This is a genomic window from Microbulbifer maximicatervae (SeqCode) (assembly GCF_052468155.1).
Genome location: NZ_CP174335.1, coordinates 538308 through 561837 on the forward strand (window position 1 = coordinate 538308; position 23530 = coordinate 561837).

20 protein-coding genes are annotated in these 23530 nt (G+C 47.8%); 15 read left to right on the forward strand and 5 right to left on the reverse strand.

Translation table 11 applies throughout. From position 1 onward, the window contains the following. The first annotated feature begins 971 nt into the window (after positions 1-971). On the forward strand, positions 972-1289 hold the full coding sequence (locus tag ACJJIY_RS02210; RefSeq protein ID WP_444896036.1) for a hypothetical protein: 318 nt from the start codon (positions 972-974) through the stop codon (positions 1287-1289). Positions 1290-1384: 95 nt separating this feature from the next. Here ACJJIY_RS02210 and ACJJIY_RS02215 read toward each other — a convergent pair whose 3' ends face one another. Together ACJJIY_RS02215 and ACJJIY_RS02220 are read right to left on the reverse strand one after the other, a co-directional pair. Continuing rightward, positions 1385-4372: a TonB-dependent receptor gene (locus ACJJIY_RS02215; protein WP_444896035.1), complete on the reverse strand. Its 2988-nt coding sequence runs from the start codon at positions 4370-4372 to the stop codon at positions 1385-1387. A gap of 571 nt (positions 4373-4943) precedes the next feature. Continuing rightward, positions 4944-5645, reverse strand: coding sequence for a glutamine amidotransferase-related protein (locus ACJJIY_RS02220; RefSeq protein ID WP_444896034.1), 702 nt, complete (start codon positions 5643-5645; stop codon positions 4944-4946). Positions 5646-5960: 315 nt separating this feature from the next. Here ACJJIY_RS02220 and ACJJIY_RS02225 point away from each other — a divergent pair, with 315 nt between their 5' ends. The 4 genes from ACJJIY_RS02225 (at position 5961) to ACJJIY_RS02240 (ending at position 11167) form a co-directional block, all read left to right on the forward strand. Further along, positions 5961-7562 carry an AbgT family transporter gene (locus ACJJIY_RS02225; protein ID WP_444896033.1) on the forward strand — a complete coding sequence of 534 codons (1602 nt, stop codon included), beginning with the start codon at positions 5961-5963 and terminating at the stop codon, positions 7560-7562. A gap of 736 nt (positions 7563-8298) precedes the next feature. After that, positions 8299-9357 (forward strand): AraC family transcriptional regulator, encoded by a 1059-nt coding sequence (locus ACJJIY_RS02230; protein ID WP_413663407.1) that lies wholly within the window; start codon positions 8299-8301, stop codon positions 9355-9357. 396 nt (positions 9358-9753) lie between these two features. Further along, positions 9754-10008 (forward strand): hypothetical protein, encoded by a 255-nt coding sequence (locus ACJJIY_RS02235; RefSeq protein WP_413663408.1) that lies wholly within the window; start codon positions 9754-9756, stop codon positions 10006-10008. A gap of 52 nt (positions 10009-10060) precedes the next feature. Beyond that, a complete protein-coding gene (locus ACJJIY_RS02240) occupies positions 10061-11167 on the forward strand; it encodes a YHYH protein (protein WP_445358992.1) in 1107 nt (368 codons plus the stop codon). A gap of 82 nt (positions 11168-11249) precedes the next feature. Here the strand turns inward: ACJJIY_RS02240 and radA are convergent, their stop codons facing one another. Further along, the gene (gene radA / locus ACJJIY_RS02245) at positions 11250-12644 is read right to left on the reverse strand and encodes a DNA repair protein RadA (protein ID WP_444896030.1); all 1395 of its coding nucleotides are present in this window, start codon (positions 12642-12644) and stop codon (positions 11250-11252) included. A gap of 261 nt (positions 12645-12905) precedes the next feature. Here radA and ACJJIY_RS02250 point away from each other — a divergent pair, with 261 nt between their 5' ends. The 9 genes from ACJJIY_RS02250 to ACJJIY_RS02290 all read left to right on the forward strand — a co-directional run bounded on the left by ACJJIY_RS02250 (position 12906) and on the right by ACJJIY_RS02290 (position 19609). Further along, positions 12906-13349: a pseudoazurin gene (locus tag ACJJIY_RS02250; RefSeq protein WP_282931168.1), complete on the forward strand. Its 444-nt coding sequence runs from the start codon at positions 12906-12908 to the stop codon at positions 13347-13349. Between the two features lie 13 nt (positions 13350-13362). Continuing rightward, the gene (locus ACJJIY_RS02255) at positions 13363-14160 is read left to right on the forward strand and encodes an oxygen-binding di-iron domain-containing protein (RefSeq protein WP_444934238.1); all 798 of its coding nucleotides are present in this window, start codon (positions 13363-13365) and stop codon (positions 14158-14160) included. A gap of 81 nt (positions 14161-14241) precedes the next feature. After that, entirely contained in the window at positions 14242-14589 is a 348-nt protein-coding gene (locus ACJJIY_RS02260) for a hypothetical protein (RefSeq protein ID WP_445358993.1), read from the forward strand. A gap of 108 nt (positions 14590-14697) precedes the next feature. Beyond that, positions 14698-15186: a DUF411 domain-containing protein gene (locus ACJJIY_RS02265; RefSeq protein ID WP_444915465.1), complete on the forward strand. Its 489-nt coding sequence runs from the start codon at positions 14698-14700 to the stop codon at positions 15184-15186. A gap of 11 nt (positions 15187-15197) precedes the next feature. Further along, positions 15198-16988, forward strand: a complete 1791-nt coding sequence (locus ACJJIY_RS02270) for a copper resistance system multicopper oxidase (RefSeq protein ID WP_445358994.1) — start codon at positions 15198-15200, stop codon at positions 16986-16988. Further along, positions 16981-17727: a copper resistance protein B gene (locus ACJJIY_RS02275; protein WP_445358995.1), complete on the forward strand. Its 747-nt coding sequence runs from the start codon at positions 16981-16983 to the stop codon at positions 17725-17727. The genes ACJJIY_RS02270 and ACJJIY_RS02275 overlap by 8 nt, the downstream gene beginning before the upstream one ends. A 145-nt stretch (positions 17728-17872) precedes the next feature. Next, the gene (locus ACJJIY_RS02280; RefSeq protein ID WP_445358996.1) at positions 17873-18511 is read left to right on the forward strand and encodes an alpha/beta hydrolase-fold protein; all 639 of its coding nucleotides are present in this window, start codon (positions 17873-17875) and stop codon (positions 18509-18511) included. A 12-nt stretch (positions 18512-18523) separates the two neighbouring features. Next, the gene (locus ACJJIY_RS02285; RefSeq protein ID WP_445358997.1) at positions 18524-19144 is read left to right on the forward strand and encodes a tetratricopeptide repeat protein; all 621 of its coding nucleotides are present in this window, start codon (positions 18524-18526) and stop codon (positions 19142-19144) included. Positions 19145-19171: 27 nt separating this feature from the next. After that, positions 19172-19609, forward strand: a complete 438-nt coding sequence (locus ACJJIY_RS02290) for a hypothetical protein (protein WP_445358998.1) — start codon at positions 19172-19174, stop codon at positions 19607-19609. 130 nt (positions 19610-19739) lie between these two features. Here ACJJIY_RS02290 and ACJJIY_RS02295 read toward each other — a convergent pair whose 3' ends face one another. After that, a complete protein-coding gene (locus ACJJIY_RS02295; RefSeq protein ID WP_445358999.1) occupies positions 19740-20810 on the reverse strand; it encodes an MBL fold metallo-hydrolase in 1071 nt (356 codons plus the stop codon). A gap of 134 nt (positions 20811-20944) precedes the next feature. Here ACJJIY_RS02295 and ACJJIY_RS02300 point away from each other — a divergent pair, with 134 nt between their 5' ends. Continuing rightward, positions 20945-21556, forward strand: coding sequence for a TetR/AcrR family transcriptional regulator (locus ACJJIY_RS02300; protein ID WP_444896022.1), 612 nt, complete (start codon positions 20945-20947; stop codon positions 21554-21556). Between the two features lie 89 nt (positions 21557-21645). Here the strand turns inward: ACJJIY_RS02300 and gbpA are convergent, their stop codons facing one another. Then, complete coding sequence (gbpA, locus tag ACJJIY_RS02305; RefSeq protein ID WP_445359000.1) at positions 21646-23316, reverse strand: N-acetylglucosamine-binding protein GbpA; 1671 nt, start codon at positions 23314-23316, stop codon at positions 21646-21648. Positions 23317-23530: the final 214 nt, after the last annotated feature.

A 23530-nucleotide genomic window follows, 5' to 3' on the forward strand; every position in this document is an offset into this window, starting at 1 on the left:
TTTTCACACCATTAACGAAACTATCGTACCAGTTCGTCCGGGGTAAACCGAGCCTAAATACCCTAAGAATATTCAGAGTTCTTACTAACGTGATTTAACTTCCACAGCCCCCTCGAAAAGACAAAATATTAGGATCAAAAATTAACAAGCTCAGCAAAAAAAAGTTAAAAACTCGGCCAGATTAAAACAATAAATATTGACACGACCTTAGTATAACCAAGCCCACTCTCAACATTGGATTAATGAGATATTGCCAATCTCACTGCAGGAAATTCAATCCATTCAAATTATGGCTATTTATAAACTTCTGTGCCTCTAGCCTCAACTACATGTGCTCGCCAACCCACCCTTAGTTGGTACCAATGTTTCATTATGTAAAATATACCCACGTGGACTTACCGCCCCTACAACCATCTATAAAGAAGTACTATTCAAATTTTATTGACTTATACCGCAAAGCTAAACCTCCAGAAAAATAATGCTTCCGATACTAAAGGTGAATATCTAGATAAATCAGTTGGCTTCCCACCGGAAGAGAACATTAGTAGCTTGACATCGTATTTAACTATATTCCCCCCCAATGAAGCCAACTCACTCGATAAAAATTTACATCCCCTATCATCGCCAAATAATCATTAGAATCAAAAAATTTACCCGCCAATTTTATTTTTCCTTTTTGTCTATCCAATATAAAGATCCAACTACTTGGACAATTCCCTTCCAACACATAAAGACAGTTAATCAGCTTGACCCAAACCTTCAAACTCAGAAAATAGGTACTATTAATTACAAAAAGTTATAATCACGCAGGACAACCTTAAAAAAAACACAATCTTCTGCTATTATCTTTGCACAGTTCAACATATGACAACCTAAGGGATATTTAAGACCCCTCTTACACACCAGCCCCTTTACAAAGTAATCTGAAGACTATTGATATAGCTATTAACGTTTCCAATAGGAATTTCCTTATGGTTAGTTGCAAGATTTTTTTGAGTTCACTAAAGCTAGCTCCGGATTCAGCCTCTAAGCTATTCCAAGATCTAATCATTAAGGAGTTAGATACAGAAGAAGACCCTAATGTAGAAATCATTAACACCCTCCAAATAACACCAGGCGAGTGCCATATTGAAGTATCCTGTTTAAAGAAACCAGATCGAACGCACCAAAAACTTCAAGCTTTGGCCATTCAACTTGACGAAAGCGCAAGACAATATTTTCAGATTGAAGACCCTATCCGGGTAAGAGTTATTCAGATCGAAGAAGATTCAGTATATGGGGTCAATTAGCCTTCCATTTAATAGGAATCGTTAGCTCAAGTTACCTCTACTGTTATATTTATTAAAGTTAAGGCCGCCACAATGGCGGCCCATTAAAGTTGAAATCAAAAACGTACGCTGGCGCCTAGCCTAAAATATCTGGGCGTTTGATAGTATTGGTTCAATCCCCAGTCAGGGTCAGATAACCCGGGGCTAATCTCTGCAAATTCGTCAACTTCTGTTTCAGCGTCTGCATTTAATAAATTAAAGACATCAGCCCTTAACTCGACATCAGCCAAACCAATTTCAGTATTATAAATTAACGATAAGTCAATCTGATTCACCCAGCTCGTCCGGCCACGACTACCGCGCTCAGTTCGCACTAAATTACCATCTGGATCAGTCAAATAGTAGGTATCGCCATAGTAGGGAGTGCCATCTGGGTGCCCTTTGCCAAAGGAGTTTATCGGTCTTCCTGATTGCAAAAGGAAATTGGCGCCTAATAGTAAGTTTTCCATTATCTGATAGCTTCCATATATCTTAAACTTATGGGTGCGATCATTAGGGAGAAAGCCATTGGCACCGTCCATAATTTCAGGGAAATCAAAGTCTTGAGTAATCCCCGCATCATCCTGACCATTATCAGATTTAACGTACCCCTCTGTATTACCTTTACTTTCAGACCACACGTAACTGGCTGTTAGACCCCAAACGCCGTCAAAGGCTTTATCAACGGAAAACTCTAGCTCTTTGTAGGTTCGTTTAGCTTCTGGATACCCGAGCAATTCAGCAGAGAAAGTTGTCATCTCCAACTCACCGGTACCATACCTATCATAAGGAATTGTTACATCACTTCCAGGGTTAGCGAGAACATAACCATGAGCATCCCCAGTATGAGCATAGCCTAATGCGTCAACCGCATGGTTAATACTGATATCGTCAATATGTGACTTTAGATCACGATAGGTAGCTTTAACACCCACACTCCAACTTTCATTGAGAACCTTTTCATAGCCCAGAATATATTCATCCTGATACATAGCCTTCAAATCCCGATCAGATAATTGTCGGCTATCGGGAACTTCTCCGCTAGAGTTAATCTGAACAGGACCTATTTCTTCAGTTGTAGGTATCCCTTCTGCATCAATATCTGTGGGGACATAAGTTACTGGATCATAGCTTCCATTAAAAATGAAGTAACGCTCCAAGCCCAATTCTCCTCCAGATAAACGCACGTTAGTATTAGCAGCAACAGGCATATGGTACCTACCCCAATTACCAAAAACGCGCGTCTCTCCATCGCCACTAGGGTCCCAAGAAAAACTGAGACGAGGAGCCCATTGATCATCAATTTCTATAAATACATCACCCTCACCGTTGTAATTGGAGAAAATCTCACTCCTAAGCCCAGCACTGACGGTTAAGTTATCAGTGATATCCCACGTATCCTCGATATAAAAAGCCTCAGACTCAACTTTAAAGGATCCTGAAACATCGCTTACTCGATACCGCACCAAGTGAACCGTGCTACCATCGCCATTCACATCGGGAACAATACCTCCATTAGAAAGCTTGGAGTCAGGAAGGGCAGATATATAGCGGTAATAGACCCCTTTTCCATCCCTTAATCCGGTGCCCGCATAGGTCTCAGCAGAAGAGGAAGAATTATCTTCACGATCATATCCGAAGCGGACAGTATGATCTCCAAGCACCCACTCAAAATCTATTCGACTTGCTTCGCGCTCATCACCACCGGTTTGAATTCTGGAGTTTGTATTACAGCCTGGATAATAAGACGAATTTCCTGATAGCGCCCCATCACTAGCATCAATAATAAAAGGGCATTCAACATCGGTGGTTCCAATTGTTGTTAACTCATATTCGTTTTGTCCATATAACAAAGACATACTGAAATTATCAGTTAGTTGACCATCGTAGCGCAACAACCAGTTCTCTCCTCCTCGATAATCACTGATCGTGCCTTTATAATCAAGCTTGTCCATGTTGTAGTAGTCATAGTTTGACTGTTTATTTTCTCGAGTCCGCTCATCGGAAAAATGAACATAACTTAAGATGTGATCATCGGTCACATTCCAAGTTAAGTTAACTCCCCAAAAGTCATCAGCCACTTCCCTATTATTAAAGGTATCTGGGGCCTGGAGAGTGTTAAACTCTTCAACAGTTTCCTGTTGTTCATAGAGCGCATAGAAAAATAATTTGTCCGGTACAATCGGACCACTTATATAGTAGTCCGTAGTATATCTAGACTGTTCATTCTCCGAATTGAGGTCATAGAGCGTTCCATCTGTGGATAATGTATCCGGGCTTGTTTCCCTTAATGATCCAGGCTCAAAGTAAGTAACTACACCATATTTAAAATCATTGGTTCCACGCTTTGTAACAGCATTTAAAACGCCACCTAAAGATCGCCCAAACTCTGCACTATATCCACCAGTTTTGATTTGAAACTGATCATAAAACTCAAAGGGTACAGAAGAACCACCTAAGCCATTGCGAAAATTGGTAACATTCAAGCCATCAATATAGTAAGCATTTTCACCGACAGAGGCTCCGCCAAATGATATAAGATCTTTATCCTCTCTGAATGTGTTATCCCCCAATACAGTTCCCGGAGCAAGCAAGGCAACAGATTCTATATTTCTTCCTACAGGCAACATCTCAATATCCTCTAAACTGATATTGAGAGCAGACTCAGCTGTTCCTGTACGTATTTGTGGTAAGGCCTCAGCTACAACCAGAACCTCTTCCATATCGCCTTGGCTCAAAGGGATACTTAATTTACCTGTGCTACCGATAGACACTAGTACTGATTCGATTACTGCCGGTTGGTACCCTGACTTCTGCGCGGTTATTTTATAAACTCCACTGGGTAACTTGACCTTGAAATCCCCATCGTCACCAGTTGAGATGGTCCTTTTGAAGCCATTTTCTTCATTTTCAATAAGAATGGTTACGTTAGGAATCTCACTACCATCTGCTCCAATAAGCCTTCCATCAATTCCCCCGTTTACATTTCCAGCCGCAAGCACATTAATGCTAGCTACTGACAAGCCAATGGCACTGGCCAATACTGCCCTTTTAAATAAACTCATAAACCTATCCTTTTGCTTATAGAAATATTTATAGATTTTTTTAGATTAAAAAACTGTGTTAATTATTAATCCATCCTCCCTGAGCGAGCTGCGAACACCCAAGACCTCCATTTAAATCAACTAGAATACATACACGCCCCCAGAAAAATGAAACTGGCACAAGCATGTTATTTAATTGAATACCCGCCCTAAACAAGAACCTTTAAATGAACAACCCCATATTAAACACCCACTACTTTTTAAAACAACCTTAAAAGTTCATATTATCGACATATAAATCTAGAGATAGTGACAAACATAAACATGAGCGCAAAAATAACTGCCAGTTACCGGAAAAAATTATATTTTGTCAGTTAAATCGTTATATTCAAATAAAATTAAAAAATACAACCTATAAGAAATTTATATGCCCTTTAAGACATATAGAACAAAGGTGAATAACGGTGCAATTTGATGCATGTATGAGAGTAAACCCCACTTATAAGTGGGGTTTCAAAAGGTCAGACACTGTTGGAATCAGAAATAGAAAATAGCTATATGGAGGTTTTCAATTTTCTTTAATGGGGAAAATTTACTGCCGTAAAAACTCCAACATCCATCTGGCAACTGCATTTTCATGGATATCGTTCTTAAGAGACTCCAGCCCTTTATCAACCACAGCTTCACCAAAAGCCTGCCTCCGAAGCTCCATTAAGCTATTTGAGTAGGGCTTAGTAAATTCCGGGTGCGCCTGGAAGCTAAGCATATGATCATCCACCTGCACCATTGCCATTGGGCAGAACTCACTGGAAGCCAGTACTCGCCCACCAAGCGGCAGCTGATCCACCTGATCCTGATGCGTTACTAAGAGACTAAAGTTGGGCGCGGGTTCAGACATCCAACTAGGCGTCTCCTGCATTTCGTAGGTGTGCACCCCCAGCCCCCAGCCCTTATCCGACTTACGGGCCCGGCCTCCCAGTGCCTGGGCAATTAACTGGTGACCAAAGCAAATACCAATGGTCGGCTTTTTCTCACCATGTAACTTGCGTACAAAATCCATTAAGGGCGCAATCCAGGGTTTGTCGTCATAAACGCCTGTCTTGCTACCGGTAATCAGATAAGCATCTACTTCATCTATATGATCGGGATACTGGCCGTGCTGGACTTCGTAGGTGTTAAACTCCAAATTGGAGTCCTGGTCGCGCAACAAGTCGGCAAACATCTCCGGGTACTCCCCAAATTCGCCGACAAGCTCTTTGCGCACATCATCGGTTTTTAAAATTCCAATCTTCATTATTTTCACCGCTGAATTGACTACGTAGTATTGGGATTATGGCATATCCAGTCATCAGAGACCGCAATCAGAAAGATTTGCCCCACTGTAACAAGCGCCATAACAGCACATCTTTCATCATAGATCTTTTACCTATCCGGGTCGCCTGATAGCTCTTTGGCCCGCCGCCTAGGAGCAACATTTCTCTCTGGGCATTCTTAGCTGAAGTAGTTTTGTGTATGATCTCGGCTTTAGCACATTTTTCAGCCAACCCTTCGGCTACAAGGCGGCCCAGAGGCAATTAGGGTCGCTTGCAGTAACGACTGAGGACCAACAATGACCACAACAACCTCCCCGAGTGATCGGCAGGATAGTCCCCCAGGGCGCAAGACAGCCTTTATCCGCTTCTTAGATGCAGTGGAATGGCTCGGCAACCTTCTCCCCCACCCAATCACACTGTTCGCGCTATTCGCCGTTAGCGTGATAGTCATTAGTGGTATCGCTTCTTACTTTGGCCTGTCTGTCCCCGACCCCCGCCCGGTTGGCGCTGCTGGCCGAGCGCCAGATGGTGTCATTGAGGTCTTCAACCTTATGAGTGGCGATGGACTCAGGATGATCGTTACCAGTCTGGTTAAGAATTTCACCGGATTTGCTCCGCTGGGGACAGTTTTGGTGGCCCTATTGGGGGTTGCGATTGCCGAGCACTCCGGCCTGTTAAGTGCCGCTGTTCGCGGTCTGGTACTCCAGGCCTCCAAACGCACAGTCACTGTCATAGTGGTTTTTGCCGGCATCATCTCTAATACCGCCTCTGAATTGGGCTACGTGGTACTGATCCCATTAGCCGCAATGATTTTCCACTCTCTCGGTCGACACCCTATCGCTGGCCTGGCCGCCGCGTTTGCCGGTGTCTCTGGCGGCTACAGTGCTAACTTGCTGCTGGGAACGGTGGACCCGCTGCTATCGGGGATCACAGAATCAGCAGCCCATATGATCGACCCGACCTACTCCGTGGGCCCGGAAGTAAACTGGTTCTTTATGATTGTCAGTACCTTCCTGATTACCGGAGTTGGTAGCTGGGTGACCATGAAGATCGTAGAACCCAAGCTGGGTAAATATGATCCCAGTGAAGCATCTGTCGACCTGACTCAAGACAAAGTTGGCACCCTGACCGACGCCGAGAAGCGCGGCCTTAAGTACGCAGGTTTGGCTGTTTTGGGCGTATCTGCAGTACTAGCTTTGACGGTGGTGCCTGAGTGGGGTGTTTTACGTAATCCCGAGACAGGCTTGGTCGCGGGCTCTCCGTTCCTTAAAGGTATCGTCTCACTGATCCTGGTGTTCTTCGCTATCCCGGGATTTGTTTACGGTAAGGTTGTCGGCACCATGAAGAATGACCGAGATGTCATTGATGCCATGGCCAAGAGCATGAACAGTATGGGGATGTACATTGTCCTTGTGTTCTTTGCTGCACAATTTGTCGCCTTCTTTAAGATCACCAACCTGGGCACCATTTTTGCCGTTTTAGGTGCTGATGCGCTACAAAGCATCGGCCTCACTGGGCCACTACTGTTCCTGTTCTTCATCATGATGTGTGGCTTTGTGAACTTAATGCTGGGCAGTGCCTCTGCTCAGTGGGCAGTGACAGCTCCCATCTTTGTACCCATGCTGATGCTGCTGGGCTACGCCCCCGAAGTAATCCAGGCGGCCTACCGTATCGGTGACTCTGTGACCAACGTTATCACGCCGATGATGAGTTACTTTGGCCTGATCATTACTTTTGCTGCGCGCTATAAGAAAGACTTGGGCATGGGTACATTGATCGCCACCATGATTCCCTATTCCATCTTCTTCTTTATTGGATGGACAGCCCTGTTCTTCATCTGGGTTTTTGCCCTGGGACTGCCCGTCGGCCCCGGTGCAGCTACCTACTATGGTGGCTAATCCACTGATTAATCAGTAATCCTAGAGCCCGCTTATGCGGGCTTTTTTGTCTCCCAAAAATGACCGTACATTTGAACTGGTCATTTATATCCGCTGGTAACTACCCAAAAAGTGTTAAAGCGTTCCTGAAATCACCAGTCATTCAAGATAGCTTTAGGCAGGGGTAAAAAAGTGGATAAATTAAGAAAAAATTATTATTCCCAGATATGGAGTCACCATAAAACAAAAAAATTTTTTTACTGTCATAAGGGAATAAAGTTTCAATGTATTAACTTTAATTGGTATTTTTTTTCATTAGGTGACATTTTGATTATGAGCAAAAGCCAAAAGCCCTTCGAATCCACAAAAAAAAACAAGTAATATAGGCCTTGAAATAATACTTAGCGGAGACTGATTGGCGGATTACGCCAGTTTCGGCTGCCTTGTTTTAATCTCATATATTATTTTCTCAGGATGAGTCGTGTGCACTTTGTGGTAGTTAGTGCAGTAACAGTTATCCATAGCGCACAATACATATCAGGAATTCGAAATAAAACAGGCATTCGCCAATATGACGGTTTTGCAAATCCGTCAGACAATGCCCAGGAATGTGTAATCCTGGAATTTGCATTTATTTGTAGATTCCTAAAATTATCGGGCGCGCCTATCAGTTGAATATTTCCGCTCAAATAGAAGTTGCGACCCGGCACGCCTAATAATTAAATCAGGCTGGGTTCTTGGAAGGATTTGGAAGAAATTGACCCAACAAATAAGAGCTAAGCTGTTAACCGGCTTTTATGACCAAGTATCCCAGCTAAATGGCTGCCCGGAAACACTGCTTAATAGCGCCGGTATTAACCCCGAGCAAGTTGAAAAACTCGAGGGGTATCTCCCGTTGAGTAAAGTGACTGACCTTGTTGAAAAGGCCGCACGACAACTCAATTGCGCGGATTTCGGACTGAGACTGGCAAAAAGCCAGGGGGCTGCCGCCCTCAGTTCTCTTGGAGCAGCAGTATTGCAGTCGTTGACCCTCGGGGAATTCCTCAATGCTGCCGTAAAGCAATTTGCCGCCCCTCCTTATAACCTGCGAGTTGAATTGGAAGTTAAAGGGCTCCAAACGTTTATAACTTTTCATTGTTTAAATGATTTAGAAAGTTATATACCTTCGGACTCTCCATTGCCTCTCGAGCTATTCCGGGAATTTCTCCTTGGGGTTTCTGTTGTCGCACTACAAATATTATGTGGTGAAAAGTTCAATCTGGAGGCGGTTCATTTAAAGTCCAAACAGCCGCTCCACGACCAATATGAAAACTTTTTTGGTACAAATGTACAGTTTTCACAAAATAGCGACACCTTGATTCTAAGTAGCGGCCAGTTGGCCCAACCGACCGAGAAGTGCAACCCGGTTTTAAGGCCTCTATTAAAGTCTTATATCGACAAAGTACTGGAACAAGGTGAATCAAACCTGATTCACCAGGTAGAACAGCTGATCTATTGCCTGATGCCGCTAAAGCGCTGCAGTCTGCAGGAAGTCGCCAATCAGCTGGGCATGCACAAGCGCACACTGCAGCGCAGGTTGCGAGATCGGGAATTGGTGTTTGAGGATATTCTCGACCGTATTCGCCGCGAACGCGCAGAGCATTATCTCAGTAGAAAGTTGCCACCTATGGCCCAGATTTCCAATATGCTGGGGTATCGGGAGCAGAGCTCATTTAACCGGGCCTGCGACCGCTGGTTTGGTACCACTCCAATGAAAGTTCGCCGCAGGTTGTTGAGTGAAGCTGCGGCGAAAGCTGCACTGGAAACTGAAAGTTAAAGCCCCTTCAGAAAAATACAGAATCAGTCGTGACACAAGCCAGATTTTAGCTTGTGTCACGACTGATTAAATACCCAGCCTTTCCTACTTACTCATCCCCTAATTCCCACCTCCACCACTGATCAATTAGAGCCTGTCAGATCTCTGGATCATTAGTCGTAAAGTGAGCTCTCCAGCCCCACACTTCTTTACAAGTTATCCACATTACTTACTCATTCCTCGACTATTTTCGATGGCAGTCCCAGGCCAATTCGAGAAGCCAGCCCTTCGCTGAGCGGTAATCGCCATTTCCCGAGTCTATAGTTTCGGGCGACAGCAATAACCTCTGTCAAAACCCAATGAGCAAAGTTGAGGCTCCAGGGACTCCCCTCAAAGTGCCTACGACAGGAGAACACGATGAAAAAAATATTTATCCCAGTAGCAGCCCTCTTACTGGCCACAAATGTATCTGCACAGCCGCGCCAGCCTCCGCAGGAAGCGATTGATGCCTGCAGCAGCTTGGCTGAAGGAGACGCCTGCACTGTCGAGACACCCCGAGGCACATTGGAGGGCACCTGCCGTATGCCCCCGCAGATTGAGCAGCTGGTCTGTGTACCTGCCGGCGGCAAGGGCAAAGGCGGCCCTCGCCCCATGGAAGATGAAGAACAGTAACTCCCAATAAATCGCAACCGGCCAGCGGTGCTGTAAATCTTGAGATGTCATTATGAAGAAGTGGTTATTTGTGGGGCTTTGCAGTATTGCGCCTCTCTCGCTGGCTCACGTACCCGATAGCGCCCTGGAGGCTTGTCGAAACCTGTCCAGTGGCGCCAGCTGCTCAATGGAACTGCCCAATGGCCGAGTCAGTGGTCGCTGCCGCAACCACCCCCAATCACATGGCCTAGCTTGTGTTCCCGAGCGCAAACCGACTGCGCGCTCTACAGGAGGGGGCGCCACTGGTGGGCGCCACACCGCTCGCAAACACACAGTAGTGCAATCCGATGGTCTGCAGCACACTGTCCCTGCTACCGAAGCGCCGATTACCTTTAGTGAAGTGAGTATCAGTATCCAGGGACCCTGGCGCGTTATTGAGGCCAACGGTATTTCCGAGCATAAGACTGGTACCTTCCCCAATCGCGGCAATCCCCATGAAATCGAGGTGCAGCGCTACCGTTTCCGAGTTCCGGCTATTCCCCAAATTGCCGCCCAATCTACACCGGTTCCGTTGCAGAATTTTGGTATCGGACTGAACGGAGTGCCTTTCGACCCCAGCGCTGCGGAATGGTACCTGGGCAATCGGGGACGCTGGCGCTACGAAGCCCTATCCGGTGCGATTCAACTGGGTGTAGACGATAACTACGCCCATGTTCAGCCCAATGGTGCCTATCACTATCACGGAATTCCCACCGGTTTATTACAGCGCCTGGGGGTATCTAAGGAAAGGCATTCGCCACTGATTGGCTGGGCTGCCGATGGATTCCCCATTTATGCCCTGTACGCCTATGCCGATGGTTGGGAACCGAAATCCGGGATTGCGGCAATGACTTCAAGTTATCAGGTGAAATCCGGGAAACGCCCCAAGGGCAGTAAAGAACCCGGTGGCTACTACGATGGTACCTTTGTGGATGATTACCACTATGTGGCTGGCTCCGGCACATTGGATGAGTGCAACGGCAGAATGGTTCGCACCCCGGAATTCCCCAAGGGCACCTATGCCTATTTTCTAACAGAGGACTGGCCCATTATCCCGCGCTGTTACAAGGGCACTCCGTCAGAGGATTTTCGTCGGGGCCCCGGTAACAACCAGCGCAAGGGAGCAACTAGGCGCCCCTAGCGCAGGAGGCTCTGAAAACTCACTTCTCCAGGGGAATACGTAAGGTATTCCCCTGTCAAAACAGCTGTCGCCAACTGGAGTGTCAGCTCATATCAATTACCGCCAGCGCTTCCGCCAGGGTTTTGACCGAGTGCATTTCCATTCCCTCGATATCGTTTTTAAGACGGTTGGCTGCAGGCACAATGGCTTTGCGGAAACCGTGTTTGGCGGCCTCGCGCAAACGCTCTTGGCCCGAAGGCACTGGGCGAATCTCGCCTGACAGCCCCACTTCCCCGAATACCACCAGATCCCGGGGCAGGACACGGTTGCGGAAACTGGAGACTACCGCCAATAACAGTGTCAGGTCGGCACTGGTTTCCATCACCTTTACCCCGCCGACCACATTGATAAAGACATCCTGGTCCCCCACCAAGACCCCACCGTGGCGATGCAACACAGCGAGCAGCATATTCAAGCGGTTCTGGTCGAGGCCCACCGCTACCCGGCGGGGGTTTCCGAGACTGCTATCGTCCACCAGGGCCTGCAACTCTACTAACAGCGGCCGGGTGCCCTCCCACACCGAAGTCACCACAGAACCGGCAGCGATCTCCTCGGCCCTTTGCAGGAAAATGGCTGAGGGATTGGATACCTCTTTCAGGCCCTGCTCTGTCATGGCAAACACGCCGAGTTCATTAACGGCCCCAAAGCGATTTTTATGGGCCCGCAATGTGCGGAAGCGGGAGTCGTGGGTGCCTTCGAGGAGAATGGAGCAGTCGATAATATGTTCCAGCACCTTGGGGCCCGCGAGACTGCCATCTTTGGTGACATGCCCCACCAGAATCAGCGCCGTGCCAGTCTGTTTGGCAAAGCGGGTCAGGTAGGCCGCACTCTCGCGCACCTGTGCCACAGAGCCGGGTGCCGATTGCACATCGCTCATGTGCATCACCTGGATCGAGTCCACTACCATTACCCGAGGATTCACTTCCTTGGCCGCCAGGCAAATACGCTCCACATCGGTTTCGCTGAGCAATTGCAGGGAATCCGTGGGCAGACCCAAGCGCTTAGCGCGCATAGCAACCTGCTGGAGAGATTCCTCACCGGTGATATAAAGCGCCGGCATTGATGTGGCGAGATGGCACAGGGTCTGGAGTAAAACAGTAGATTTACCCGCACCAGGATGGCCGCCGATCAATACAACGGAGCCCGGCACCAGCCCGCCGCCCAGCACTCGATCCAGTTCCGAGGCCGTAGTGGGAATACGCGGCAATTCACTGAGGTCGATTTCCGATAGTTTTTGTACTTTGCCAGCACCAGCGGAACCGGCGTAACCACTTTGTGCATCGGTAAAATTCGCGGCGCGACTGTCTTTGTGATCCGGTCCCAGGCGTACTTCCGATAGGCTATTCCAAGTGCCACAAGCACTACACTGCCCTGCCCATTTGGTGTAGTCAGCGCCGCATTCATTACACACGTAGGCAGTTTTACGTTTTGTGGCCAAAGCACTCTCCCGAAAAGTCACAGAATTGATCGGCGCACAGTTTACCCCTTATCCGGCCGAGGCGGGTGGTGCTCAGCAGTCTAAAATGACTCTCCTACACGGATCCCTTCTATTGGCATCTTCTCCTTCTAATTGGTCTATCTACGCGATTGATCTAGATCAATTCACCCAGCCCCCTCCGAGATAACATCCGCCGCTGCCTCTACCCACTAATGGGGAGGCGCTGAACAACACTGACTAACCATCGAACAGGAAGTAAGTATGTCGTCTATTACTCTTCGCGGCGCGATTCTGGCGCTCGCCATGGCCTCGACCTCCGCCCTGGCTGCGGATCACGAAGTTAAGATGCTGAACCAGGGCAAGGACGGCATGATGACTTTTGAACCGGCATTTCTCGCAGTAGCACCGGGCGATTCTGTCACCTTCCTGCCCACTGATGCGGCCCACAACACTCACTCAGTTTTGTCCCCTGCCGAGGGCGCTACCTGGAATGGCAGCATGGGAGAAAAGGTGACTGTCACTTTGAACCAGGAAGGTGTCTACGTATACCAGTGCGACCCACATCTGCCGCTGGGTATGGTTGGGGTAATTCAGGTAGGTAAGGCAACCAACTTGGAAGAAGCCAAGAAGCATGCCGAAGGCATGAATGCCACCATCGCCATGAACAAGGAGAGGCTCACTCAGTACCTCGGCCAAGTCCAATAAGAGGAGTCGCGGCGTGGACATCCTATTTGAAAAAGGTCACCACCTGGTTGCGCGGTTCGGCGATTTGGTTAAAGAGCAGAATGGCAGCGATGGGGTACAGGCCAATCAATTTGTTATTCGCCGCGGCACCAAAGGGGCGCTTATCGATCCCGGCGGCGATCTGACTTACACACACCTCACCATTGAGCTCAGCCGCCATTTGAACCTGAGCGAACTGGACCTGATCCTGGCCTCGCACCAGGATCCGGATATTATCGCCTCGCTGCCGCGCTGGATGCTGCATTCGCGCTGTAAGGTGGCCGTGTCGAAGCTGTGGTCGCGGTTTTTGCCACACCTGGTTTCCGGCTTTGTCGCCTCGCGTGCCGGTGCTGAACGCTGGCAGGAACGCATCATGCCTCTGGACGATAAGGGAGAAATTATCCCCTTCAGCGACAGCGAGATCTGGGCGCTGCCAGCACACTTTATGCACTCCTGTGGCAACTTCAGTTTTTATGATCCGGTCAGCCGCATATTATTTTCCGGCGATATCGGTGCCTCACTCGGTGGTGAGGAGGGCGAAGTCAAAGATTTCGACGAGCACCTGCCGTCGATGGAAGGGTTCCACCGCCGCTATATGGGCGGGAACTGGACCTGTCGTCTCTGGGCCAAGATGATTCGGGAACTCAACCCCGCAATGATTGTGCCCCAGCACGGCGGTTACTTTGCTTCGGGCGATGTCAAAGAGCGCTTCCTGGGCTGGCTCGAGCGCCTCGAATGTGGGCCGGACCTGTTGCAACACCAGGACTTCCGCCTGCCCCTGGGCCGCTCTTAATCCGCCATCCCGCAAGCGGGAAGTTGCACCGGCAGAGGCCAGCCCATACACTGCGGGCTGGCTTGTTTTCTGAATACCGCCATGCACACCGGGATCTTCCGCCTATTTTTGCTCATACTGCTACTGGCCTTCGGCGGCCAGGCAGTTGCGTCATCCTGTGCGGAAACACACGAACCCCCAGCGGCATCCATCGCTGCAGAAGAAAAAGGCCAGTGCGACGAGGCAACCCTTGAGAACTGCAGCGACAGCCATCCCTCCAGTTGCACTGCTGAATGCAGCTGCTGTGCAGGGCCAGGCACCAGCTCTGCGGTAAACGCTCAATATAAAATCCTTGTATACAACCGCAATCTACTTGTAACTGCCTACCGGGAATTTAATTCCTCTCCAGATCCGGAAATGGCACTGCGCCCACCCATATTCCGCACTTAACGGGCCCCGTATGCCTAGGCATACGCGCACTCCCCAGTTTTACTCCAAATATTTTTTATAAATACTCGCACGCCTGTGTGCGCCCTAAATCTCATCATCGGAGTTCATATGAACCGTTCAATTTTGGTCGCTATTGCGGCGCTACTCACAACCCTGGCATTAAATGCCTGTGCCGAATCTTCAGACCCCAAAAAGGAATCTGTGAGCCTGACCACTTACAAATCCGCCACTTGCGGCTGCTGCAAAATTTGGGTTGAGCATGCCCAACAAAGTGGCTTTGACATCGTAGCAAAGGATGTCGAAGACCTTAACGGCGTGAAAAAGCAGCACCATATCTCTCCGCGCTACCAATCCTGCCACACCACAGTGTCAGAACAGGGCTATGTTTTTGAAGGGCATGTACCGGCAAAGCTGATACAGCGTTTCTTGCAGAATCCACCGCAAGATGCCATTGGCCTCGCAGTGCCAGGTATGCCCCTGGGCAGCCCCGGTATGGAAGTGGGCGACCGTTTTACGCCCTATCAGGTAATGCTGCTTAACAAAGACGGCAGCAGCGAAATTTACGCCGAAATCAATACGGCACAGGAGCAGTTTTAGAAGGGACATCGATGACAGAGAGCTTCCGCACCGACGCCGTATCGAGGCGTACTTTCGTCACAGGTCTCGGAGCGGGAGCCCTGCTGCTGGGGTTATCCCACAGTTCGCGCCCAAACTCGCCTACAGCTTCGGCAACAACCCTGCGCGGTAATCACTTTGATTTATCCATCAGTTACCGCCAGGTAAATCTTACCGGGCGCGAACGACAAGCCCTGACCATTAATGGCAGTCTACCGGGCCCCATTTTGCGCTGGCGGGAAGGGGAAACCGTCACCCTGAATGTCCACAACCAATTACCCGACAAATCCTCCCTACACTGGCACGGTGTTAGGGTACCCAGCGATATGGACGGCGAACCGGGGTTGAGCTTTAGCGGCATTCAACCCGGGCAAACATTTCGCTACCGATTCCCTTTGCGCCAAAGTGGTACTTATTGGTATCACAGCCAATCCGGGTTTCAACAACAACTGGGGCTAATTGGGGCAATAGTCATTGATCCGATATCTCCAGAACCATTTTCTTACGAGCGGGATTATGTTGTTGTCCTATCCGATTGGAGCGATGAATCTCCCCAAACTATTTATACCCATCTAAAAAAAGACCCGAACTACTACAACCGGCAACAGCGCACGGCTACAGATTTATGGCGTGAAGTGCGTACAAAAGGTGTCGCACGAACCTGGCGGGACCGGCATCAATGGAACTGGAAACAGCTTTCCGACCGCAATATCTCCCAGGTCACAGGCGAGACTTACACCTACCTGATTAACGGGCATACACCCGATACCAATTGGACTGCATTATTTAAACCTGGTGAGAGGGTTCGCCTGCGATTAATTAACGCAGCTTCGATGACCTTATTCGACCTGCGTATCCCCGGCCTGAAAATGAAGGTGGTGGCGGCCGATGGACAAAATGTCGAGCCCGTTAGCGTCGATGAAATTCGCATTGGCAGCGGCGAAACCTATGACGTAATTGTCGAGCCAGAGAGTGATCAAGCCTACAGTATATTTGCGCAGTCCATGGACCGCAGTGGCTATGCGCGAGGCACACTGACAAGTGATATACGTCTGAGCGCAGAGATTCCCGCGATGGATCACCGCCCAGTGCTCACTCGGCAAGATCTGGGACTAGGGAGAAAAACCGAAGAGACAGACACACACTTTAAAACAACCCAGACTGCTCACACCGAAAAACATTCCTATTTGCCCGATGCAACTGAGGGGGGATGGTTTTACGGAAACCTCGCTGCAGCGGGGCTCGGTAGTAATAGCCCTATCATTCACCAGCCAAGTGAATCCGGATTCAGGGTGGATCACCGCGCGCTGACGCCAGCAAACGGCATCTCTGACCCCGGTGTAGGACTCAGAAACCATAAACATCGCTATAACCGCCGTGTACTGACTTACAGCGACTTGCGCAGCAATAAGCCTACTCAGGATCAGCGAGAGCCACAGCGGGAATTACAGTTACACCTGACCGGCAATTATGAGCGCTATCTCTGGTCAATAAATGGTGAAAAGTTTCGCGATGCCAGCCCATTATTATTTCGGCACCAGGAGCGCCTGCGCATTACCCTGGTCAATGACACTACGCTTCCCCAGCCCATGCACTTACACGGTTTTTGGAGTGAGTTGGAAACCGGCGACGGAGAGTATTTACCTCGCAAGCACACGGTAATCGCACAACCCGGATCAAGCATCAGTTACTTGGTCAGCGCCGACACCTATGGCCGCTGGGCTCTACACAGCCAAATGCTTTACCAGAGGCCCGGTATGTATCGGGAGGTGCGCATTGTTTAAGAATATTTCAGGGATAGCAGCAACACTATGGCTACTTGCTGCCCAGGCCAGCTATGGGCAGTCAGAACCTCAGCATCAACACCACAGCTACCAGTCCTCTGGCGAGGATAACGAAGAAGAACCCATGGCTGAAGTCAGCCTCGACTATGTGGAACTGCGAGGTGATAACGGCGGGGAAATCGAGGGAGACTTCAGTTATGGCGGAGAGCAAAATAAGTTTGTTGCCGAAGTCGACTATGAGCGAAGCAGTGGGGAGACTGAAAAAAATGAACTCTGGGCGCTCTATAGCCGGGCAATTTCAGCAAACTGGAATTTCCTAATTGGAATTCGCCACGATTTTAATCTGGAGACTACCAGCCGGAATTGGGCTGCTGTGGGTATTACTGGAGAGTCTCCCTACAAATTCGAAATGGATGCAGTATTTTTCTATGGAGAACATGGCAGTACTGCATTTCGCCTGGAAGGCGAGTATGAAATAAAGTTGGCACAGGACTGGAATCTGGTCCCACGTATCGAGCTGAACTTTTTTGGGCAGAACGATGAGGCCCGAGGTAGCGGCTCTGGCTTATCGGAAGCGGAAGTCGGCTTTCGGCTCATGTATGAAGTCACCAAGAAATTCTCACCCTATATTGGCGTCCACTATGAACGGGAAGTGGGCAATGCCGCTGATTTCGCCCGTGAAGAAGGTGAGGATGTGGACTCAACCGTATGGGTACTGGGGTTTAGAGCTTGGTTTTGAAAAAATCCAACTTCTATATCTATACAAGTTGTACCACTTCGCATCAGCTGTAACCAACTTTACCACCCCCTCAATCTGTCATAGCATCTAATAGATCTTAATCGCCTTTTAAAGAAAATTTAAATTCAGCAAGGATGCCGGTGATATGATTTTTCCCCGAATACTGTTAATCGCAGTTTCTTTACTGTGTGTGGGACTATCAGCAGAACCTGAAAGCCCACAGAGCCACTCTTCTGTTAGCACGACCAAACACTTGAGTTATGGCAATGAATTTCTTTTCTCATCCAGAATCTTGAGTCGTGAAATATCAATCAACATATATTTACCGCAAACGTTCCATCAAGCATCAAAGCAGCATAGATACCCGGTTATCTTTATTAATGGCACTCACGGCAAAGAATTTTTCCACGCCTTAACCGGGGTAGTAAAGCATCTAAGTAGCGTAGAACGTATGCCGGAAAGTATTGTAATCAGCCTTAATGATGGTGGTGATGAACCGGAAACCTACCTACATGGAATGTGGACACATACCGCAGAGGAGAAATTTAGCGCCCAGGGAGACCCTGAGGCCTATAGTAAATTTCTAACTGAAGAACTATTCCCATATTTAGAAATTAATTACCGCGCACTCAACAATCGAATGATTATTGGTGTTTCAACTAGCAGTATCTTTCCTCTCTACGCCCTAACTAACAAACCTGGATTGTTTCAGTCTTACTTCTTTTTATCTGCAGCTGACATATTTGGTATGGGGCCCACTTCAGAGAGTACTTTTATTAATTAAATAACCACAAGTATGCAGACCTCATCAAACAAGATCAGTGCTTTTTATTTCGCCATGGCTGACAGTGATATGCGTAAAGATAAGCGCCATGAAAAAATCTTAAGTCAAATTAATACCAAACTATCGCCTTACGCAAAAGAGAATCTCAAATTAAAAATAGAAGTTCTTAACAATGAAAACCACTACGGTGCCTTTATAAAAGCCGCGCTAACGGCTATTGAGCTTAATTATCCCCACGAAGAATGGTCCGCAAATTATCGCGAATTGATATCCCAGCCCGGTGACGCCTTACAAAATATCGATCATTTCTATGAATCACTCTCACAGAAATACGGTTTTCCTATTTTACCCAGGGCTACACGTTGGAGAAATGTTAACAAATTAAGCTATATCACCAGTTTGTTACTAAAGGATGGTCGCATCCAAGAAGCTATCAGTGTTGCAAGGCGATGGGTGGAATATCGACCAAATTCTATTGACGCCCACCAAAGTTTGGCCCAGGCGTTACAACAGAATGATGAAATTTCAGAGGCTTCTGATGTTTTGAAGAAAGCACTAGAAATTTCTCGCATTCAGGATAAAAGCAAAACGGCGACGATAAATCGGCAAATAGCTGAACTCAAGCTCAATTAGCTTACGATTAAAAATTGTATACTAAAAATGAAAAATATAGTTATCACACTAATTTTCTTTTCCCCGTTGGCATTCACCTCACAGGAAAATTCAAGATGGTGGGACAGGATAAGTTATTACAAAACTCTCCGGACAGAAATCGGGACTCTTAGACTTGATGTATATTTAAAACCTGAGTTTTCGAATACTACAAAAACCGTCAAAAACCTTGTTTTTGTCCTAAATAACACACCAATTGAAATACCAAAAGACGTTATAGACAACTTCAAAGGAATAGATCCCGGAAGCTTCACTTTATCTACCGGCTATTATAGTGATGCAACAGGAACCCCTGACACAGTAATCACTGCTGCTTTTAATTACGGATTTCCAAGCTGCGTTAGAGAAGGACGTATATCTGTTAGGAGTACAGGTTATCTTTTACATATGATCACAGAGGACGATAATTGCTCTTCAGAACCTTAGGCCAAGGGCACTTAGTATGGTGGAAAACTAAAAAACGAGCTGGCATTTACCTCCAGCTCGCCTACAGAAAACATATCGATATCTAAATCCAGCAGCACCCAGCTACTAATAGCAAATTCACAGAACCTCTCTACTCACTCACCAGGCGTAAATCCGTAGCCATCTCATCTTTCCACCAGGCCTTTGTTGTGGTGGGAGATTGCAAGCGAACAGCCTCTCCAATGATAGGCGTCACCAAAGTGACACCCTGATCTTTGGCTGCCGTCTGTGCGCGCTCCAGAGGTTCATACCAATCGTGTAGGGCAAGATCAAAAGTACTGTTGTGGATAGGTAACATTGCTCGCCCTCTGAGATCGAGATGTGCCTGTACACTCTCTTCGGGCATCATATGAACCGAACTCCAAAGCTTGTTGTAAGCACCCGTTTCCATCAGTGTCAGGTCGAACGGACCAAATCGCTCACCAATTTCACGAAAGCCACTAAAATAGCCACTGTCACCGCTAAAGAATATACGGCCCTCGCGCCCTTCAATTACCCAGCTGGCCCACAATGTTGAGTCTTTATCCGTTAGTCCACGCCCGGAAAAATGTTGAGCCGGGGTCGCGGTAAAGTGCAAACTGCCCAAGGCAAACGATTCCCACCAGGCCAACTCCTCAATTTTTTCGGCCGGAATTCCCCAGTTACGCAAACGACTTCCCACCCCGGTAGGAACGATAAATTGCTCTACTTTATTCTTGAGTGCGCGAATACTATTTTTGTCCAAATGATCGTAGTGGTCATGGCTGATAACGACCGCTTTAATCGAAGGCAAGTCTCGAATCTCTATGGGCAATGGATGAAAGCGCTTCGGGCCCATCCACTGAACCGGGGATGCCCGCTTGCTAAATACCGGATCTGTCAAAACATACTGATCATCCATTCGAATCAGTACTGTGGAGTGCCCGAGGCGATATACGGCACTCTCAGCGACTGGGGCAGCCAGCTCCGCAGCGGGAATCTGTCGCAATGGAATAGGCTTCACCGGTGCGGGGGCTGCACGATCCGCCTTAATGTAGGCGCCGATCATCTCAACTATACCGCCACTACTGACTTTGTAGTCCGTATCACTGTTGCGGAACTTCTCGGGTTGATTTGTACAGCTACCAAAGAGACCTACCGACATAACAATCACTCCTGCCAGAATCCACCAGCGCTTCTTCATTTCACTTACCATGTAAACTATACAGTGCAGTGTATAAACTAACTATATGAAAGTAAACTATATAGTGTAAAATTTGCGTAAGAAGTAACTCGCCGGCAATGGAATCCCCCGGCCCAGATTTCACAGAGATACCCATGACTGAAAAGAAACCAACCAGAAGTGAGCTGAAACGCCAAGCTATTATTGATGCCGCCAAGCAGGCTTTTCAGGAGCTGGGAGTGCAGGGCACGAGTATGGACGAGCTGGCAGCCCGAGCACAGGTATCAAAACGCACCGTGTACAACCACTTCTCCAGTAAAGAAGCCCTGGTGATGTATTTGATCGGTGAACTCTGGCAGCAGGCCACCCAGCCCTCCGGTTGTGACTACAACCCGGATAGTGATATGCAATCACAACTCCGCACACTGTTAGAGCAGGAAATAAAAACGATCTGCAACCCGCAGTATATTGAGCTTAACCGCATGGCCTTCGACTACTTCTTCCACCAGCCGGAAGCACTACAGAAGGAAATGGAAAAATATAAGGCCCATGAAACCGGGGTGCAGCGCTGGATTAAATCTGCCGTAGCTGACGGCCGACTAAAGTCTCTCGACATAGAGGTCGCCAGTGGGCAGATTCATAACTTAATTAAAGGCGGTTGCTACTGGCCTCAGTTACTCCAACTTTCCGGTCCACCGAGCTCCGTTGAGCAAGAGGCGCTGGCCGAGCGCACCGCTGCGATGTTTTTAAGTTATTACCAGGCTTGAATCGCTGCCCTAAGAGGCCATTTTTCACCTACTAATTTACCAACAAAAAAGGCCCCAAAAGGGGCCTTTTTTATTTTATCGGGAATAAATTACAGTCTTTCCCAAAGTATCTCCCAGTTCCCACCAACACCTGGCTCGAACTGTATTGCACCTCTTTTTACTTCCTTACAGTAGTGGGAGTAAGCAGAGTCCTTACACTCGTAGACATTACCGTCACGACCCAGGACTTTGGTGCCCGCAGCATAGTTTCTATGGCCTCTAGGGAAGACATAATCATAATCCTGATCACTCGAGGATTGGTCATCGTCATTGGAGCTATCATCGTCTCCGTTTGAAGTATCGTCGTCATCATTAGAGGTGTCGTCATCGCCGTTGGAGCTATCGTCGTCACCATTAGAAGCGTCGTCATCGCCGTTCGAGCTATCGTCGTCGCCGTTCGAGGAGTCATCATCCCCATTAGAGGAGTCATCATCTGAGGTATCTTCAACCAGATAGAAGTTCAGGGTATTTTGATCAACCATGTTGCCATCGCGATCTTTTACCACCACTACAACCATATGGTGCCCTGCTACAGTCTCTGAGAGAGTCAAGCTAGTACTGGCAGTATCACCATCATCAATGTTATTGCTATAGCTTGATAGAGTATCACCGCCATGATTTACCACTGTAACCTCAACGCTGACATCTCCCGTAGCACTGAGAGCCAAGTCTAGAGAAATAGCACCGCCTGTAATTGTGTATTCACTTTCAAGGCCACTTACCGTTACTTCATAGTTGGGCTCTTCTTCGCTCAACTCGTAACCGATCTCGACATTTTCCAGGCCACTGCCATCTTTTAGATAAATGCGGTTGATACCGTACAGAGGCTCAAAGCTGTTATCACCATCGAAATCACCGGCGCGGATATCGGTCTGCTCTGCATTAATCAACTCAGCCAAATCGTGTGACCAGTTTTCAGCGATGCCCTGCTCTTCGGAGGCAATTTCCAAAACAGTGCTGTAAGACGAGTTTTCACCTGAGCCATCAAATACGCGGGTATATACTTTATCGCCAACGTTCAAGTCCTGCGCCGGATTGATGGTACCCGCAGCGCTCCATTCGGTATTAGTGACATTATCGCCATCGAATTCTACATCGATAACATTGTAGAAAGCGTTAACCGTATCACCCACATCCCAAACAGCCAGAATTACATGATAGCCCTCGCGATCCGGCACCTGACACTCGTGAGTTGTATTTACATCTGGCTGTTCATAATTGCCATCTATCTCACAGAATGGGTCGAGATCAAATTGATCGCGAGTCAAGACTGAATTCGGATTCCAATCTTCTTTAGTAATATAGTATTTCCAATCACGAGTTACATGGTTGGCGGTGAAGTACCATTTGAAGGTTTGCCAACCGGAGCTAATATAATTTTTTACCCAGCGATCAGATGTCTGTTCATTAAGCTCAGACCAGGCACTGCTTCCTCCACTGGCAATTTGCCCATCGGCAGGGCCGCTATCGGGAAAGCCTTCAGGACCTTCAATACTCTGTGGCTCCCACTGAACTGCGCCACAATTCAAATTCATTTCACCGGTATCTAATGCGTATTTACACAGGGTACCACGCGCAGAAGCTACACCACCGTCAGCGGCCTCAACATAACCATGACTGAAAGCATTAGAACTGGCACCGGCTAATACCACTGCCATTAATGTGCGATTGACTATCGGTTGTTTAAATACGGATGCTAATTTTTTCTTACGTAGAATCATATCTCTGCCCATTTATTACTTTGCGCTCAACTTCCTTCCCCAGCTGAACACAAATTTTTACTTTTAGAGGATGTAAATCCTGCAACGCTAGCAACAGAGTTATGGACCGCCACTAATTGGCACGGTTCCTATTATTTTTATAATTTAAATAAACAACTTTCAGCATGTCACCGAAAGATAAGTCTAATTTTTAATAAATACCATCCCATTAAAA